Source organism: Tepidimonas fonticaldi (assembly GCF_007556755.1).
GTDB lineage: Bacteria > Pseudomonadota > Gammaproteobacteria > Burkholderiales > Burkholderiaceae_C > Tepidimonas > Tepidimonas fonticaldi.
Map to the genome: position 1 here is coordinate 103,451 of NZ_VJOO01000005.1, position 16,440 is coordinate 119,890.

Annotated in this window: 16 protein-coding genes; 9 read left to right on the plus strand and 7 right to left on the minus strand. The window is 67.9% G+C overall.

Annotated features, from left to right (window positions below):
• The first annotated feature begins 194 nt into the window (after positions 1-194).
• Positions 195-743, plus strand: coding sequence for an inorganic diphosphatase (ppa, locus tag Tfont_RS04455; protein WP_143968537.1), 549 nt, complete (start codon positions 195-197; stop codon positions 741-743).
• On the opposite strand, the gene Tfont_RS04460 is transcribed toward ppa, so the two are convergent.
• The gene (locus tag Tfont_RS04460; RefSeq protein ID WP_143968538.1) at positions 719-1,948 is read right to left on the minus strand and encodes a GNAT family N-acetyltransferase; all 1,230 of its coding nucleotides are present in this window, start codon (positions 1,946-1,948) and stop codon (positions 719-721) included. The two genes, ppa and Tfont_RS04460, sit on opposite strands and share 25 nt — an antisense overlap.
• Here Tfont_RS04460 and Tfont_RS04465 point away from each other — a divergent pair.
• Complete coding sequence (locus tag Tfont_RS04465; RefSeq protein ID WP_143968539.1) at positions 1,947-3,638, plus strand: NAD+ synthase; 1,692 nt, start codon at positions 1,947-1,949, stop codon at positions 3,636-3,638. The genes Tfont_RS04460 and Tfont_RS04465 overlap by 2 nt on opposite strands.
• A gap of 129 nt (positions 3,639-3,767) precedes the next feature.
• A complete protein-coding gene (locus tag Tfont_RS04470; protein WP_068609418.1) occupies positions 3,768-4,106 on the plus strand; it encodes a P-II family nitrogen regulator in 339 nt (112 codons plus the stop codon).
• A 33-nt stretch (positions 4,107-4,139) separates the two neighbouring features.
• Here Tfont_RS04470 and Tfont_RS04475 read toward each other — a convergent pair whose 3' ends face one another.
• Entirely contained in the window at positions 4,140-4,742 is a 603-nt protein-coding gene (locus Tfont_RS04475; protein WP_143968540.1) for an LOG family protein, read from the minus strand.
• Positions 4,743-4,774: 32 nt separating this feature from the next.
• Entirely contained in the window at positions 4,775-5,320 is a 546-nt protein-coding gene (locus Tfont_RS04480; protein WP_143968541.1) for an RDD family protein, read from the minus strand.
• Between the two features lie 280 nt (positions 5,321-5,600).
• On the opposite strand from Tfont_RS04480, the gene Tfont_RS04485 reads away from it, so the two are divergent.
• From Tfont_RS04485 to Tfont_RS04510, 6 genes are all read left to right on the plus strand, one after another.
• Positions 5,601-7,379 (plus strand): acetolactate synthase 3 catalytic subunit, encoded by a 1,779-nt coding sequence (locus tag Tfont_RS04485; RefSeq protein WP_143968542.1) that lies wholly within the window; start codon positions 5,601-5,603, stop codon positions 7,377-7,379.
• A gap of 128 nt (positions 7,380-7,507) precedes the next feature.
• The gene (ilvN, locus tag Tfont_RS04490; protein WP_068609423.1) at positions 7,508-7,999 is read left to right on the plus strand and encodes an acetolactate synthase small subunit; all 492 of its coding nucleotides are present in this window, start codon (positions 7,508-7,510) and stop codon (positions 7,997-7,999) included.
• Between the two features lie 30 nt (positions 8,000-8,029).
• Positions 8,030-9,046, plus strand: coding sequence for a ketol-acid reductoisomerase (gene ilvC, locus Tfont_RS04495; protein WP_068609424.1), 1,017 nt, complete (start codon positions 8,030-8,032; stop codon positions 9,044-9,046).
• 177 nt (positions 9,047-9,223) lie between these two features.
• Positions 9,224-10,027 carry a CDP-diacylglycerol--serine O-phosphatidyltransferase gene (gene pssA, locus Tfont_RS04500; protein ID WP_068609425.1) on the plus strand — a complete coding sequence of 268 codons (804 nt, stop codon included), beginning with the start codon at positions 9,224-9,226 and terminating at the stop codon, positions 10,025-10,027.
• Between the two features lie 251 nt (positions 10,028-10,278).
• Positions 10,279-11,820 (plus strand): 2-isopropylmalate synthase, encoded by a 1,542-nt coding sequence (locus Tfont_RS04505; protein WP_143968543.1) that lies wholly within the window; start codon positions 10,279-10,281, stop codon positions 11,818-11,820.
• A gap of 150 nt (positions 11,821-11,970) precedes the next feature.
• Positions 11,971-13,242 carry a D-alanyl-D-alanine carboxypeptidase family protein gene (locus Tfont_RS04510; RefSeq protein WP_143968544.1) on the plus strand — a complete coding sequence of 424 codons (1,272 nt, stop codon included), beginning with the start codon at positions 11,971-11,973 and terminating at the stop codon, positions 13,240-13,242.
• Positions 13,243-13,294: 52 nt separating this feature from the next.
• On the opposite strand, the gene Tfont_RS04515 is transcribed toward Tfont_RS04510, so the two are convergent.
• Genes Tfont_RS04515 through nth form a run of 4 tightly spaced genes read right to left on the minus strand, consistent with a single transcriptional unit; the run spans position 13,295 to position 16,344 of the window.
• Positions 13,295-14,080: an IclR family transcriptional regulator gene (locus Tfont_RS04515; RefSeq protein ID WP_143968545.1), complete on the minus strand. Its 786-nt coding sequence runs from the start codon at positions 14,078-14,080 to the stop codon at positions 13,295-13,297.
• A gap of 58 nt (positions 14,081-14,138) precedes the next feature.
• Positions 14,139-14,876, minus strand: a complete 738-nt coding sequence (locus Tfont_RS04520; protein ID WP_068609429.1) for an arginyltransferase — start codon at positions 14,874-14,876, stop codon at positions 14,139-14,141.
• Positions 14,873-15,664, minus strand: a complete 792-nt coding sequence (aat, locus tag Tfont_RS04525) for a leucyl/phenylalanyl-tRNA--protein transferase (RefSeq protein ID WP_068609433.1) — start codon at positions 15,662-15,664, stop codon at positions 14,873-14,875. Before aat ends, Tfont_RS04520 begins: the two co-directional genes overlap by 4 nt.
• Positions 15,664-16,344, minus strand: coding sequence for an endonuclease III (gene nth / locus Tfont_RS04530; protein ID WP_143968546.1), 681 nt, complete (start codon positions 16,342-16,344; stop codon positions 15,664-15,666). Before nth ends, aat begins: the two co-directional genes overlap by 1 nt.
• Positions 16,345-16,440: the final 96 nt, after the last annotated feature.

The window sequence follows — 16,440 nt, forward strand, 5'->3', positions numbered from 1 at the left end:
CGGCTTCCGCTGCGTTGCTTCCTCACCGCCGGGGCGCATCCGGGCGCGTCCTCCGGCGGCGATTGGCCAACGCGTTCACTGTAGCGCAAGGCGCGCCGCGATGCACCCCCGTGTTGCGCCGGCCCGTCAGGCTCGCGCCAGTAAAATCCCCCAAACTCTCTCATCTCCATCACTTTTTTCGGAGCTGCGTACCCATGTCCCTCGACCAAGTCACCGCGGGTGACAAGATCCCCGACTCCTTCAACGTCATCATCGAAATCTCGATGCACGGCGAGCCGATCAAATACGAGGTGGACAAGGCCTCCGGCGCCATCTTCGTCGACCGCTTCATGAACACCGCCATGCACTACCCGACCAACTACGGGTACGTGCCCAAGACGCTGTCGGGCGACGGCGATCCGGTGGACGTGCTGGTCATCACCCCCGTGCCGCTGCCCCCGGGCGTGGTGGTGAAGTGCCGCCCGCTTGGCGTGCTGAAAATGGAAGACGAAGGCGGCGTGGACTGGAAGGTGCTGGCCGTGCCGACCGAAAAGCTTCTGCCGCTGTACTCGCGCTGGAAGTCGTACGAAGACCTCAACCCCGTGCGCCTGAAGACGATCGAGCACTTCTTCGAGCACTACAAGGACCTGGACCCCGGCAAGTGGGTCAAGGTGATCGGCTGGGGTTCCGTCGAGGAAGCGCGCCAGGAGGTGCTCTCTGGCGTGCAGGCCTATCAGGCTCAGGCGGGCGCGCAGGGCGCCTGACGAAACGGCGAGTGCGCCTGCAGCGCCGCACGGTAGTGCTCCGTCGCGGCGCGCTCGCGGACCAGGTAGTCCCCCACCGCGTCCGCAAAAGCGGGGTGCGCCAGCCAGTGGCGGCTGTGCACCACCGCGGGCAACAGGGCGCGGGCGATTTTGTGCTCGCCCTGGGCGCCGCCCTCGAAGCGCCCGACACCATGCGCCAGACACCAGGCCAGTGGTTGGTAGTAGCACGCCTCGAAGTGCAGGCAATCCACGCGTGCCATCGCGCCCCAATACCGGCCATAGGCTGCGGCGGGTGACGCGCTGTCGTCGCTGAGGGCGACCAGGCTGGCCGCGATGGGGGTGCCCGCGGCATCGCGGGCGGTAAACATCAGCCACGCATCCGGCAGGGCCGCGCCGACGGCGCGGAAAAACGCTTCGTTGAGGTACGGCGGATTGCCGTGCTCCCGGTAGGTCTGCCGATAGCAGCGGGTAAAGAACGCCCAGTCCTCGGTCGTGATGTCGGCTCCCCGGCGCGCCTCGAAGGTTACCCCGGCGTCGGCCACCTTGCGCCGCTCCTGGCGGATTTTTTTGCGCTTGTCGTGGCTCAGGCTGGCCAGAAAGTCTTCCCAATCGGCAAACGCCCCGCCGCGTGCCGGATGGCGGTTGTGCCAGTGGAATTGCACCGTCTCGCGGGCCAGCAGGTCGGATGCATCCGCTGCGGCCCAGTCGGCGGCCGTGCCCAGCAGCACATGCAGCGAGGACAGGCCCTGGGCGCGGGCATGGGCCAGCAGCGCCCGCACCAGCGCGGCGCGCGCGGCGGCGTCCCGGGCGAGCAGGCGCGGGCCCGCCACGGGGGTGAAGGGCACCGCCACCACGCCCTTGGGGTAATAGCGCACCCCATGCCGGTGGTGGGCCTCGGCCCACGCCCAGTCGAACACATACTCGCCGTAGGAGTGCGTCTTGACGTACAGCGGTGCGGCGGCGACCAGCGCGCCATCCGCACGCGACCACAGCGTCACCCAGTGCGGCGCCCATCCGGTGGCGGCCGTTGCGCAGCCGCTGTCGTGCAGCGCCGCCAAATACTCGTGGCGCATGAACGGCCCGCAGGCCTGGCCATCCGGCTGGGCGTGCAGCAGCGCGTTCCAGGCGTGGGCCGGCACCGCATGCGGATCGTGCACGACTCGGGTGACATAATCCGCGCTTTCAGAGGACGTCGGGGCATCCATGGCGATCAAGATCGGGGTGGCGCAGTGCAATTTCGTGGTGGGTGACCTGGCCGGCAACGCCCGCCGCATCGTCGACGCCGCGCACGCGGCCCATGCCCAGGGCGTGCAGGTGCTGCTGACGCCGGAACTGGCCATTTGCGGCTACGCCGCCGAAGACCTGTTTTTGCGGCCCGCGTTCGTCGATGCCTGCGATGATGCCGTGCAATCGGTCGCCGCGCAGACGGCGGGCTTGAAGGGCCTGCACATCGTGGTGGGACAGCCGCTGCCGGCGCCCGGTACAGCCGCGCCGTCCGTTGGGCGCAGCGTCGGCCGCACACCCTGCCTCAATGCCGCGAGCGTGCTGTGCGAAGGCCGCATCACCCATCGCTACGCCAAGCGCGAGCTGCCCAACTACCAGGTGTTCGACGAGCGGCGCTATTTCGTGCCCGGCGACCGGCCCTGCGTCTTCGAGGTGGCCCATGCCGGGCGCACCCACCGTATGGGATTGCTGATCTGCGAGGACGCCTGGCACACCCGTCCGGCGGCCGAAACGGCGGATGCGGGCGCCGACGTCCTCTGTGTCATCAACGCCTCGCCGTTTCACATCGGCAAGGGCGATGAACGCGAGCGCGCCATGCGCGAGCGCGTCCTGCAAACGGGGCGGCCCCTGGTGTATGCCCATCTGGTCGGTGGGCAGGACGAAATCGTCTTCGAGGGCCGCAGCTTCGCGCTGGATGCGCGCGGCGCGGTGGCGGCCCGCGCGCCCAGTTTTGCCGAGGATTTGCTGGTCGTGGAGCTGGACGACGGCCCCGGCGGCCGGACGGTGCGCGGGTCCATTGCGCCGGAGCCGTCGACCGAGTCGGACCTGTGGCACGCGCTGGTGCTGGGCACGCGCGACTATGTGCGCAAAAACGGCTTTCCCGGTGCCATCATCGGCCTGTCGGGGGGCATCGACTCGGCGCTGGTGCTGGCCATTGCCGTCGACGCGCTCGGGCCCGACGCAGTGCGGGCCGTGATGATGCCGTCGCCGTACACGGCGGACATCTCGTGGCTCGATGCGCGCGAGATGGCGGCCCGGCTGGGCGTGCGCTACGACGAGATCGCGATCGGGCCCATCTTCGAGCGGTTTTTGGCCGCGCTCGATCCGCTGTTCGAAGGTCGGCCGGCCGACACCACCGAAGAAAACCTGCAGGCGCGCATCCGCGGCACGCTGCTCATGGGGCTGTCCAACAAGTTTGGCCACATCGTGCTGACCACCGGCAACAAGAGCGAGATGGCCACCGGTTACTGCACCTTGTATGGCGACATGGCGGGCGGCTTTGCCGTCATCAAGGACGTCACCAAGACCTGGGTCTGGCGGCTGGCGCGCTGGCGCAATGCGAACGACCCCTTCGGCCGCGGGCGGGATCCGATTCCCGAGCGCATCATCACCCGCCCGCCCAGCGCGGAGCTGCGCCCGGACCAAAAGGACCAGGACACCCTGCCGCCCTACGATGTGTTGGACGCCATTGTCGAGCGCTACATGGAAAACGACCACAGCCCGGCGGAAATCGTCGCCGAGGGCTACCCCGCCGCGGCGGTGGAGCAGGTGGTGCGGCTGATCCGCGTCAACGAATACAAGCGTCGCCAGGCGCCGGTGGGTATTCGCGTCACGCACCGCAGCTTCGGCAAGGACTGGCGCTACCCCAACACCAACCGCTGGCGGGGGTGAGCGGGTGGGGCGACCCGAAACCCCGCCCCGGTATGGTAGATTCCATTCGCATGGCGGCCCGGCCGGGCCGACCAGCGCCCGCCTAGCGTTCCCCGTCGAGTACCCTTTGTCGTTTCGGAGTCGTCCCGCATGAAGCAGATCACCGCCGTCATCAAGCCGTTCAAGCTGGAGGAAGTGCGCGAGGCGCTGGCCGAGCAGGGCGTGACGGGCTTGACGGTGACCGAGGTCAAGGGCTTTGGCCGCCAGAAGGGGCACACCGAGCTGTACCGCGGTGCCGAATACGTGGTGGACTTTTTGCCCAAGGTGCGCATCGACGTGGTGGTGCGCGATGACGATGTCGATCGCTGCATCGATGCCATCGTGCGCGCGGCGCGCACCGGCAAGATCGGCGACGGCAAGATTTTCGTCACCCCGGTGGAGAAGGTGATCCGCATCCGCACCGGCGAAGAAGACGACGCCGCAGTCTGATTCCGCGCCCCGGCCCACCCGCGGCGGGTGGGCTCAAATCTGTTGAAACTGGGCCTGCACCGAGCAGCCCGCGGCCTCGACGAGGCGCGGCAGCAAGATGTTCGGGTCGGCGCCCACCGTCACCAGGTCCATCTGCCAGCCGCTGACGAAGCCGTCTGCCACCGTCTGCGCCAGAAAGCGCAGCAACGCATCGTAGTAGCCGTCCGCATTCAGGATGCCGACTGGCTTGTCGTGGTAGCCCAGCTGGCGCCATGTCCACACCTCGAACAGTTCCTCGAAGGTGCCGATGCCGCCGGGCAGCGCCAGGAAGGCGTCGGCCCGCTCGGCCATCATCTGCTTGCGCTGGTGCATCGTCTGCACCACGTGCAGCTCGGTGCAGTCGCGTTTGGCAAACTCGCGCTCCACCAGACTTTCGGGAATGATGCCGACCACCGTGCCGCCAGCCGCCAGCGTCGCGTCCGCCACTCGGCCCATCAGCCCCTGGTTGCCGCCCCCATAGACCAGCCGCCCGCCGTGGCGGCCGATCCAGGTGCCCACGGCCTCGGCCAGCGGCAGAAAGCGGCCGTCGGCGCCGGGGCGCGAGCCGCAATAAACACACAACGAAAAAGGCGGATCGTCCGGGCGGGGGGTGTTCATGCGTGTCGGCGGGCGTACAGGGCGGGCGCGATTTAGGCGGCTTTGGCGATGGAGCGCGCGGGGCGGCTGTCGACCAGCCGAGTGCCGGCCCAGGCGTCGTGCCAGAACTGCCGGTCCGGGTGAAAGCGCGCCAGCACCGCCCAGATGGCGATCCAGCCGCCCAGCAGCACCACGGCTTCCAGCGCGGGCCAGCCCATGGCCTCGCGCAGCGCCAGCGGCGGCAAGAACCACGACCACGACAGCAGATAACGCAGCAGGGCGCGCGCCTGCGTCAGCGGCCGTCCCTGGCGGTCCACCACGCGGATGTGCCAGGTTTTCATGGCCAGCGTCTGGCCCTTGTGCCAGAACCAGGTGAAATACACCCCCAGCACGACGAACAAAAAGGCCTGTTGCAGGTGCCGGTTGTCCAGCGCGTGGCGCGTCTGGGTCAGGGCCGAAAACAGGTAACCCGCGATGAACACCACGCCGAACAGCAGCATGCCCTCGTAGAGCCAGCAGGCCATGCGGCGCGGCAGCGACGGGGTCGGCAGCCGTTCGATCGTGGCGGTCGAGTTGGGGGCGGCGGGGGATGGGGGCATGCGCGCGGCGGGGAAGCGGTCGGGGCCAGAGAAAACCGGTCGGTCATTGTCGCATGTCCCGTTCGTGCCCCCGGTGCGGAAAAAATCCGGCCGGGGCGCGGAGTTTGCATGCTGCAGTGCCATAATGGGGGTCGGTATTCATCATTGCCAGCCCGAAACGGGTCAAGGTCGCGGATCAACCGCCATGGCCTTGGCCTCAAGTCCCAAAGCCGCCTCACAAGGGCGCGATCGAGGGGCACCGGAGGTTTTTCGTCAGAGAAATACTGAAAGGTTGTTTGCCATGGAAATCAACAAGGCCGAAATCGCATCCGCCGCGGCTGCTGCCAGCCAGCCCCCCGCCGCCGAGCTCATGGGTGCGGAGGTGCTCGTCAAGTGCCTGCAGGCCGAAGGCGTGAAATACGTCTGGGGCTACCCGGGCGGCGCGGTCCTCTACATCTACGACGCGCTCTACAAGCAAGACAGCATCCAGCATGTGCTGGTGCGCCACGAACAGGCGGCCGTGCATGCCGCGGACGGGTACGCCCGCGCCACCGGCGAAGTCGGCGTGGCGCTGGTCACCAGCGGTCCGGGCGTGACCAATGCCATCACCGGCATCGCCACGGCGTACATGGACTCCATCCCGATGGTCATCATCACCGGGCAGGTACCCACGGCCGCCATCGGCCTGGACGCTTTCCAGGAGTGCGACACCGTCGGCATCACCCGGCCCATCGTCAAGCACAACTTCCTGGTCAAGGATGTGCGCGATCTGGCCAGCACGATCAAGAAAGCCTTCCACATCGCGCGCACCGGCCGTCCCGGGCCGGTGGTGGTGGACATTCCCAAGGACGTGTCCTTCAAGAAGACCGCGTTCACCGGCTATCCGGAAAGCGTCACGATGCGCTCCTACAACCCGGTGCGCAAGGGGCACGGCGGCCAGATCCGCAAGGCGCTGCAACTGCTGCTGAGCGCCAAGCGGCCTTACATCTACACGGGCGGCGGCGTCATTCTGGGCAATGCGGTGCCCGAGTTGCGGCAGCTCGTGGACCTGCTCAACTACCCCGTGACCAACACCCTCATGGGCTTGGGGGCGTTTCCGGCGACCGACCGGCGCTTCCTGGGCATGCTGGGCATGCACGGCACGTTCGAGGCCAACAACGCCATGCAGAACTGCGACGTGCTGCTGGCGGTGGGGGCGCGTTTCGACGATCGCGTCATCGGCAACCCCAAGCACTTCGCCCAGATCGAGCGCAAGATCATCCATATCGACATCGACCCGTCCAGCATCTCCAAGCGCGTCAAGGTGGATGTGCCCATCGTCGGGGATGTCAAGGACGTGTTGACCGAGCTGATCGCGATGGTGCGGGAAAGCCCGGTCCGTCCGGACGAGCGGGCGCTGGCCGCCTGGTGGGAGGCGATCGAGGGCTGGCGCTCTCGCGACTGCCTGCGCTACGACCGCGACAACACCGACGTGATCAAGCCGCAGATGGTCATCGAAACCCTCTGGAAAATGACCAAGGATGTCGAGGCCTACATCACCTCGGACGTCGGTCAGCACCAGATGTGGGCGGCGCAGTTCTACAAGTTCGACCAGCCGCGGCGCTGGATCAACTCGGGCGGCCTGGGCACCATGGGTGTGGGCATCCCTTATGCCATGGGCATCAAGCTGGCCAAGCCCGAGGCCGAGGTGTTCTGCGTGACGGGGGAAGGCTCGGTGCAGATGTGCATCCAGGAGCTGTCCACCTGCCTGCAGTACAACACGCCGATCAAGATCCTGTCGCTGAACAACCGCTACCTGGGCATGGTGCGCCAGTGGCAGGAGATCGAGTACTCCGGCCGCTACAGCCACTCCTACATGGACGCGCTGCCCAACTTCGTCAAGCTGGCCGAGGCCTACGGGCATGTCGGCCTGCTGGTGGAGCGGCCGCAGGACGTCGAGCCCGCGCTGCGCGAGGCGCGCAAGCTCAAGGATCGCACGGTGTTCATCGACTTCCGCACCGACCCGACCGAAAACGTCTGGCCCATGGTGCAGGCGGGCAAGGGCATCACCGAGATGCTGCTCGGCAGCGAGGACCTGTGACGCCATCGCGGCGGGCGGCCCCCGGTGTGGGGATGGCCCGCTGGCGACGAATCCGAGGAATCTATTGACCGCCAAGCCCGCCCCTTACCGGGGGCGGGGGAGGGCGGCCGAAAAGAGGAATCTCACCCATGAAACACATCATCGCCGTTTTGCTGGAAAACGAGGCCGGGGCCCTGTCGCGCGTCGTCGGGCTGTTCTCGGCGCGGGGCTACAACATCGAGTCGCTCACCGTCGCCCCGACCGAGGACCCGTCGCTGTCGCGCATGACGATCCAGACGACGGGCTCGGACGACGTCATCGAGCAGATCACCAAGCACCTCAACCGCCTGATCGAGGTCGTCAAGGTCGTCGACCTGACCGAGGGCGCCTACACCGAGCGCGAGCTGATGCTGGTCAAGGTGCGCGCGGTCGGCAAGGAGCGCGAGGAGATGAAGCGCATGGCCGACATTTTCCGCGGCCGCATCATCGACGTGACCGAGAAGAGCTACACCATTGAGCTCACCGGCGACCAGGCCAAGAACGATGCCTTTCTGCAAGCCATCGACCGCAGCGCCATTCTGGAAACGGTGCGCACCGGTGCCTGCGGCATCGGCCGCGGCGAGCGCATTCTGCGCGTCTGAACCCCACCCCCTTTTTACCTGGAGCGAACAATGAAAGTCTTCTACGACAAGGACTGTGACCTGAGCCTGATCAAAGGCAAGACCGTGGCCATCATCGGCTATGGCAGCCAAGGCCACGCGCATGCGCAAAACCTCAACGACAGCGGCGTCAAGGTCATCGTCGGTCTGCGCAAGGGTGGTGCCTCGTGGAGCAAGGCCGAGAAGGCCGGCCTGACCGTGATGGAGGTCAACGACGCGGTCAAGGCGGCGGATGTCGTGATGATTCTGCTGCCCGACGAGCAGATCGCCGAGGTCTACAACCAGAACGTCGCCCCGCACATCAAGCAGGGCGCGTCGCTGGCGTTCGCGCATGGCTTCAACGTGCACTACAACCAGGTGGTGCCGCGCGCCGATCTGGACGTGTGGATGGTCGCGCCCAAGGCCCCGGGCCACACCGTGCGCAGCACCTACCTGCAGGGCGGCGGTGTGCCGCATCTGGTGGCGGTGCACCAGGACCGCAGCGGCAAGGCGCGTGATCTGGCGCTGTCCTACGCCATGGCCAACGGCGGCGGCAAGGCCGGCATCATCGAGACCACCTTCAAGGAAGAGACCGAGACCGACCTGTTCGGCGAGCAGGCCGTGCTGTGCGGCGGCGCGGTGGAGCTGGTCAAGATGGGCTTCGAGACGCTGGTCGAGGCCGGCTACGCGCCCGAGATGGCCTACTTCGAGTGCCTGCACGAACTCAAGCTCATCGTCGACCTGATGTACGAGGGCGGCATCGCCAACATGAACTACTCCATCTCCAACAACGCGGAGTTTGGCGAGTACGTCACCGGCCCCGAGGTGATCAACGAGGAGTCTCGCAAGGCCATGCGCAAGGCGCTGGAGCGCATCCAGAACGGCGATTACGCCAAGATGTTCATCCAGGAAGGCCGCCTGAACTACCCCAGCATGACGGCGCGCCGCCGCAACCTGGCCGCGCACCCGATCGAAGTGGTCGGCGCCCAATTGCGGGCCATGATGCCCTGGATCGCCAAGAACAAGCTGGTCGATCAGAGCCGCAACTGATGGATCGCCGGCCGGTGGCCGGCCGCTCCCTCCCCAACGCCCGCGTGCGGCACGCCGTGCCCGTGCGCGGGCGTTGTCGCATGCGGGGGCGCGTGGGCCGTCCCGCGTGGGCGTACACTTGCGCTCGGCCCGCGCGCTCGCCGCGCCGGGACAGTCCCCTCGCAGTGGCTTTGGTTCATGCTCGACGGATCTGACATTCCCCCCACCTCGGAGGCGCCGCGGCGCGCCAAGGGCATTTATGTCCTGCCCAACCTGGTGACGCTGGCGGCGTTGTTCGGTGGCTTTTACGCCATCGTGATGGCCATGAACGGCCGCTACGACCTGGCCACCAGCGGCATCTTCGTGGCGATGGTGCTGGACAGCCTGGACGGCCGCATCGCGCGCCTGACGCACACGCAAAGCGCGTTTGGCGAGCAGATGGACTCGCTGTCGGACATGGTCTCGTTCGGCGCGGCGCCCGCCTTGGTGGCCTACGAGTGGGCGCTGCGCGACCTGGGGCGCTGGGGCTGGATCGCGGCGTTCGTGTACTGCGCCTGTGCGGCGCTGCGGCTGGCGCGCTTCAACGTCAACACGCACGTGGTCGACAAGCGCTACTTTCAGGGTCTGCCGTCGCCGGCGGCGGCGGCGCTGGTGGCTGGCTTCATCTGGCTGGCCACCGACGCCGGCCACGACGGCGACGGGCTGCAGTGGGCACTGTTCGGGCTGACGCTGTACGCCGGGCTGACGATGGTGACCAATGTGCCGTTCTACAGCTTCAAGGACCTGAGCCTCAAGCGCAGCGTGCCCTTTGCGACGCTGGTGGCCATCGCGCTGGGCATCGCCGTCATCAACATCCACCCGCCGACGGTGCTGTTCGCGCTGTTCGTGCTGTACGGTCTGTCGGGCTACGTGGTCTACGGCATGCGCAAGGCCAAGGGCAAGCCGGCGAGTGTGCTGTCCACCTCCACCGACGAGCCGGACGAGCGCGGGCTGCACGACTGAGCGGCGCGGCGCAGGCCATCGCGGTGATCGTCATGGTCTATCGCCCATCCATCGCGCGCCCCGTGCCGCTTGTGTTACATTGAAGTCCATGGAATTCGCGTCGATCCGCCTACTGCTGCTACCCCGTTGCGGGCAGGCGGTTTAGCGCGCGTTTCCAAACCCCCACGGCCCGCATGCCCCCGCTGCGGGCCGTTTGTTTTGCCGGCAGCGCATGGGCAGCGACCACAGCCACCCCTAGCAGGAGTTCCGCCATGACCGACAAGCTGATCATTTTCGACACCACCCTGCGCGACGGCGAGCAGTCCCCGGGCGCCTCGATGACCAAGGACGAAAAGCTGCGCATCGCGCGCCAGCTCGAGCGGCTGCGCGTCGATGTGATCGAGGCGGGCTTTGCGGCCAGCTCCAACGGCGACTTCGAGGCGGTCAAGGCGATTGCCGACACGATCAAGGACTCCACCGTTTGCTCGCTGGCCCGGGCCAACGACCGCGACATCGCGCGGGCGGCCGAGGCGCTGCGCGGCGCCAACCGCGCGCGCATCCACACCTTCATCGCGACGTCGCCGCTGCACATGGAAAAGAAGCTGCGCATGACGCCCGACCAGGTGCTGGAGCAGGCGCGGCAGGCGGTGCGCTTTGCGCGAAACCTGTGCGCCGACATCGAGTTCAGCCCCGAGGACGGCTACCGCAGCGAGGTGGACTTCCTCTGCCGCGTGCTGGAGACGGTGATCGCCGAAGGGGCGACGACCATCAACATCCCGGACACCGTCGGCTACGCGGTGCCGGAGTTGTACGGCCATTTCATCAAGACCCTGCGCGAGCGCATTCCCAACTCCGACAAGGCGATCTGGAGCGTGCACTGCCACAACGACCTGGGTATGGCGGTGGCCAACTCGCTGGCCGGTGTCAAGATCGGCGGGGCGCGTCAGGTCGAATGCACGATCAACGGCCTGGGGGAGCGGGCGGGCAACTGCTCGCTGGAGGAGATCGTCATGGCGGTCAAGACCCGCCGCGATTACTTTGGGCTGGAGGTCGGCATCGACACCACGCAGATCGTGCCCGCCAGCCGCATGGTCAGCCAGACCACGGGCTTCGTCGTGCAGCCGAACAAGGCGGTGGTGGGGGCGAATGCGTTTGCGCACGCCAGCGGCATCCACCAGGACGGCGTGCTCAAGGCGCGCGACACCTACGAAATCATGCGCGCCGAGGACGTGGGCTGGAGCGCAAACAAGATCGTGCTGGGCAAGCTGTCGGGGCGCAACGCCTTCAAGCAGCGCTTGCAGGACCTGGGCATCGAGATGGAGTCCGAGACGGACCTCAACACGGCCTTTGCCAAGTTCAAGGAGCTGGCCGACCGCAAGGCCGAAATCTTTGACGAGGACATTCTGGCGCTGGTCAGCGACGAGAGCGTCACGCCGGAGAAGGAACAGTACGGGCTGGTGTCGCTGTCGCAGCATTCCGAGACCGGCGAGCGCCCGCACGCGCGAGTCGTCTTCACCATCGACGGTAAGGAGTATGTGGGCGAGGCCGACGGCAACGGGCCGGTGGATGCGTCGATCAAGGCCATCGAGTCGCACGTCAAGAGCGGCGCGGAGCTGCTGCTGTACTCGGTCAACGCCATCACCAGCGGCTCCACCGAGTCGCAGGGCGAAGTGACGATCCGCCTGCAGCACGGCGGTCGCGTGGTCAACGGCGTCGGGGCCGATCCGGACATCGTCGTCGCGTCGGCCAAGGCCTATTTGTCGGCCCTCAACAAGCTGCACAGCAAGGTCGATCGCGTCGCCGCGCAGGGCTGAGCGGGCGTTGCGCCGGGGCCGGGCGGTGGGCGCGGCCCCGGTGTTGTGGAAACGGCTCAAAAATTTTGCCTAACACGGTGTCGAAAAGGGTGTTTTGAGCGATCGCTCCCCTATACTGCCAACCTTGTCGATGGCTATGGGGCCGACACCATGAACAAGACGCTGTTGTGGGGCACGCGGGCGCTGGTGCTCGCGCTGGTCGGATGGGGTTTGAGTCTGCCGCCGCAGGCGGCGCATGCGGCGGCTGTGGCGGTGAGCGCCAAGGCGGACCGCGCAAAACCCCCGGCCAAGCCGCGGGCCAAGGCCGCCAAGGCCGCCAAGGCCGCGCCCCGCGCCAAACATCGGGTGCAACGCACGGGCGAGCGCCGCGCCGCATCGGCCCAGCCTGCGGCCCCCAAGGCGCAGGCGGCGCTTCCCGCCGCCGCGGCACCGCGCGCGGCGGCCGCGCCCATGCCCCGGACACGCGCCACGCTGGTATCCGCTTCCGCCGGGGCGGCTGCGTTGTCGGGCGCGGCATACGCCTCCGCAGCGGCGGGAGGTGGGGCGGACGACATGCACGCGCTGTCGCTCGATCCGGTGCGCCTCAACTCCAACGCCGTGCTGGTCGTGGACCGCGACACCAACGCGGTGCTGGTCGGCAAAAACGACGCGGCGGTGCTGCCCATCGCGTCGCTGACCAAACTGATGACCGGGCTGGTGATCGCCGACGCGGGCCTGCCGATGGATGAAATCCTCACCATCACGGCGGACGACGTCGATCGCCTCAAGGGCAGCGGATCGCGCCTGGCGGTGGGCACGCGCCTGTCGCGGGCCGAGGCCCTGCATCTGGCCCTCATGTCCAGCGAGAACCGTGCGGCCCATGCGCTGGGGCGGACCTATCCGGGGGGCATTCCGGCGTTCGTCGCGGCCATGAATCGCAAGGCGGCGGAGTTGGGCATGAGCGCCACCCGCTTCGTCGAGCCCACCGGCCTGTCCAGCGACAATCAGTCCAGCCCGCGCGATCTGGCGCGACTCGTGTCCGCCGCAGCCGAGCGCCCGGTGCTGCGCGAGCTGACCACATCGCCCGAGTACGAACTGGCCAGCGGCCGGCGCGTGGTGCATTACCGCAACAGCAACAAGCTGGTGCGCGAAAGCGAGTGGGACATCCTGCTGCAGAAGACCGGCTACATCCGCGAGGCCGGCCGCTGTGTCGCCATGCAGGTGCGGCTGGCGGGGCGCGACCTGATCATGGTGTTGATGGATGCCGCGGATTCGTCGGCGCGCTGGACGGATGCCGAGCGCTTGCTGCGCTGGCTGGAGCAGTCGTTGCTGCGTCCCGGGGCGGGCAAGCGCGAGGCGTTGATGCCGGAGCGCGTGTCGCAGCCGTGGGGCGCCATGGCGGACCCCGTGGCGGATCGTTGGACCGAACGCCTGCCGGGGTGAGGCCTGTGGCGCCGCGCCGACGGGCAGGTCGGGATGATCGGGTGGGGGTTGATCAGGCGCGCTCGCCGCGATAGCCGAGCGCGGCGCTGATTTCGGCCGCGGTGGCCTGGAGCTTGGGCAGCCAGCTCTCGTCGATGCGGTTGGCGGGGGCGGAGATGGACAGACCAGCCACCAGCCGCCCCTGATCGTCGTAGATGCCGGCGGCCATGCAGCGCACGCCGGGCTCCAGTTCCTCGTTGTCGCGCGCCACCCCGAGTCGGCGGCACAGGGCCAGCTCTTTTTCCAGCACGGCCAGCTGGGTGATGCTGTTGGGGGTGTTGCCAGCCAGCCCGGTGCGGGTGGCGTAGGCGCGCAGGCGCTGCGGGTCCTCTTGCGCGAGGAACAGCTTGCCCACGGAGGTCAGATGCAGCGGCGCGCGCCCCCCGATGGCGCGCACCACCTGCATGCCCGAGCGCTCGCTGTAGGCGCGCTCGATGTAGACGATCTCGTCGCCCTGGCGCACGCTCAGGTTGACCGGCTGCTGGATTTGGCGGTGCAGCTCGCGCATCGGGCCGACGGCGACTTCGCGCACATCCAGACGCGCCTTGACGAGGTTGCCCAGCTCCAGCAGGCGCAGACCCAGCCGATACATGCCGGGTTCGGGGCGCTCCACGAAGCGGCCGATCGCCAGGTCGTTGAGGATGCGGTGGGCGGTGGAGGGGTGCAAACCGGTTTCTTCGCCCAGCGTTTTGAGCGACACGGGATCCTCGTGCCGCGACAGAACGTCGAGCACGGCGAACATGCGCTCGAGCACCTGCACGCTGGGCCGTGGAGGGGGGCTGTCGTCCGTTTTGCGCATGAGACCGTCGTCGGAAATATCGACGGCCGATTTTACCAGATGAAATCAGGGCTCATCCTCACAGCGCCAGTTGCCAGCGGCCGTCCTGGTACAGCTCATGCGGGCGAAAGCGGACCTTGTAAGCCATCTTGGGGCTGTCGGCGATCCAATACCCCAGGTACACATAGGGCAGGTGCAGGCGGCGGGCCTGCTCGATTTGCCACAGCACACCGTAGGTGCCCAGCGAGCCGGGCCAGTCGGGGTCGTAGAACGTGTAGACCGCGGACAGGCCATCGTCGAGCAGGTCGATCAAGGACACCATCACCAGCCGGTCTGGGGTGTCGGCGTCACCGCGCGCCCAAAACTCCACCAGCCGCGAGTTGACGTGGCTTTGCAGCAGGAACTGGCTGTACTGCTCGACGTTGTCGTGGTCCATGCCGCCCCCCGCGTGGCGGCTGCGCTGGTAACGCAGGTACAGCGCGTAGTGCGCGGGCGAATAGCCCAGGCGCATGACCCGCGCGTGCAACGTGGCGTGTTCTCGCCAGGCGCGGCGCTGACTGCGGTTGGGGGCGAACTCTGCGGCGCGCACGCGCAAGGGGATGCACGCCTGGCAGCCGTCACAATAGGGCCGGTAGGTGAACAGGCCGCTGCGCCGAAACCCGCTGGCCACGAGGCGGGAGTAGGTCTCGCCCTGGATCAGGTGACTGGGGGTGGCCACCTGCGAGCGCGCCAGCCGCTGCGGCAGATAGCTGCACGGGTACGGCGCCGTGGCATAGAACTGCACGGCGGTCAGGGGCAGTTCGTGCAGGCGGGTCACGGGGGTGTCGAAGGGATGGTGGGGGGCAGCGGGTCCAGCGGCGCGTCAGGCCAAAGGCAGTTCCAGTATAGGCAATCCCAGCGCCATGCGGGGGTGGGCGCATCGATGGCCTGACGAACCTCGTGCAAAAAACGGTCGCGCGATTCCTCGGCCGCCCCGAGCGATGCCAAATGGCGCGTGTTTTGCTGGCAATCGATCAAGGGCACGCCCCAGGCGCGGCAGGCCGCCACCAGCGCCGCCAGGGCCATTTTGGAGGCGTCGGGGCGGTGGCTGAACATCGATTCGCCAAACACCGCGCGCCCGATGTTGACCAGGTACAGACCGCCGACCAACTGGCCATCCCACCACGTCTCGACGCTGTGCGCGTGGCCGGCGCGGTGCAGCCCCCGGTAGGCAGCCTGCATCTCCGGGACGATCCAGGTGCCGTCCTGTCCGGGGCGCGGGGTGTGGGCGCAGGCGTCGATCACGGCGTCGAATGCGCTGTCCATGCGGATCTGCAGCCGCCCCTGGCGCAGCGCGGCGCGCAGGGCCTTGCGCAGCGAATGGCTGAGGTGAAAGCGCGAGGGCCGCAGCACCATGCGCGGGTCGGGGCTCCACCACAGGATGGGCTGCCCCTCGCCGTACCATGGGAACACCCCGTGGCGGTACGCTTGCAGCAGGGTCGGGGTGTCCAGCGCGCCGCCGGCCGCGAGCAGTCCCGGGATGGGGTCCCGTCGCCCCCAGGCGCGCTCCGCGGGCGGAAAAGGGTCGCCAGGATCCAGCCAAGGCAGCGGGCGGGGGGTGCTCATCAGGGGGCGGTTCGGGCCCGACGCGGGTGACGGGGCTGGGTCGATGCTGTTGTCTGGGCCTTGGCGTGGTCGCACCACGCTGCCACCGGGCACGCGCCGCACTTCGGCGCGCGCGCGGTGCAGGTGTAGCGGCCGTGCAGGATCAGCCAGTGGTGCGCGTCGCGCAAAAAGCGCGCCGGCACCCGCTGCAGCAGTCCCCGCTCGACCTGCAGCGGCGTCTTGCCGGGGGCCAGCCCCGTGCGGTTGGCCACGCGGAAGATGTGCGTGTCCACCGCCATCGTCGGCTCGCCGAAGGCGACGTTGAGCACCACGTTGGCGGTCTTGCGGCCGACGCCGGGCAGCGCTTCCAGCTCCTCGCGGCGGCGCGGCACCTCGCCGCCATGGCGTTCCAGCAGCAGGCGGCAGGTCTCGAGGACGTGGCGCGCCTTGCTGCGGTACAGCCCGATGGTGCGGATGTGGCTTTCCAGCCCCTCCTGCCCCAGCGCGAGGATGGCCTGCGGCGTGTTGGCGATGGGGAACAGCCGCCGCGTGGCCTGGTTGACGCTGCGGTCGGTGGCCTGGGCGCTCAGCATCACGGCCACGAGCAGCTCGAACACGCTCGTATACTCGAGCTCGGTTTGCGGCTCGGGCCGCTCGGCCTGCAGGGCCGAGAAAAAGGCTTCGATGTCGCGCGGTTTCATCACGGGTCCGTGGCGCTTGAGGCCCCCAGGTGGCGGGGTGCTGCGGATGCGCATTTTCTCCTGAAGGATACGCGATGACGGATGACGCGCCCGCCT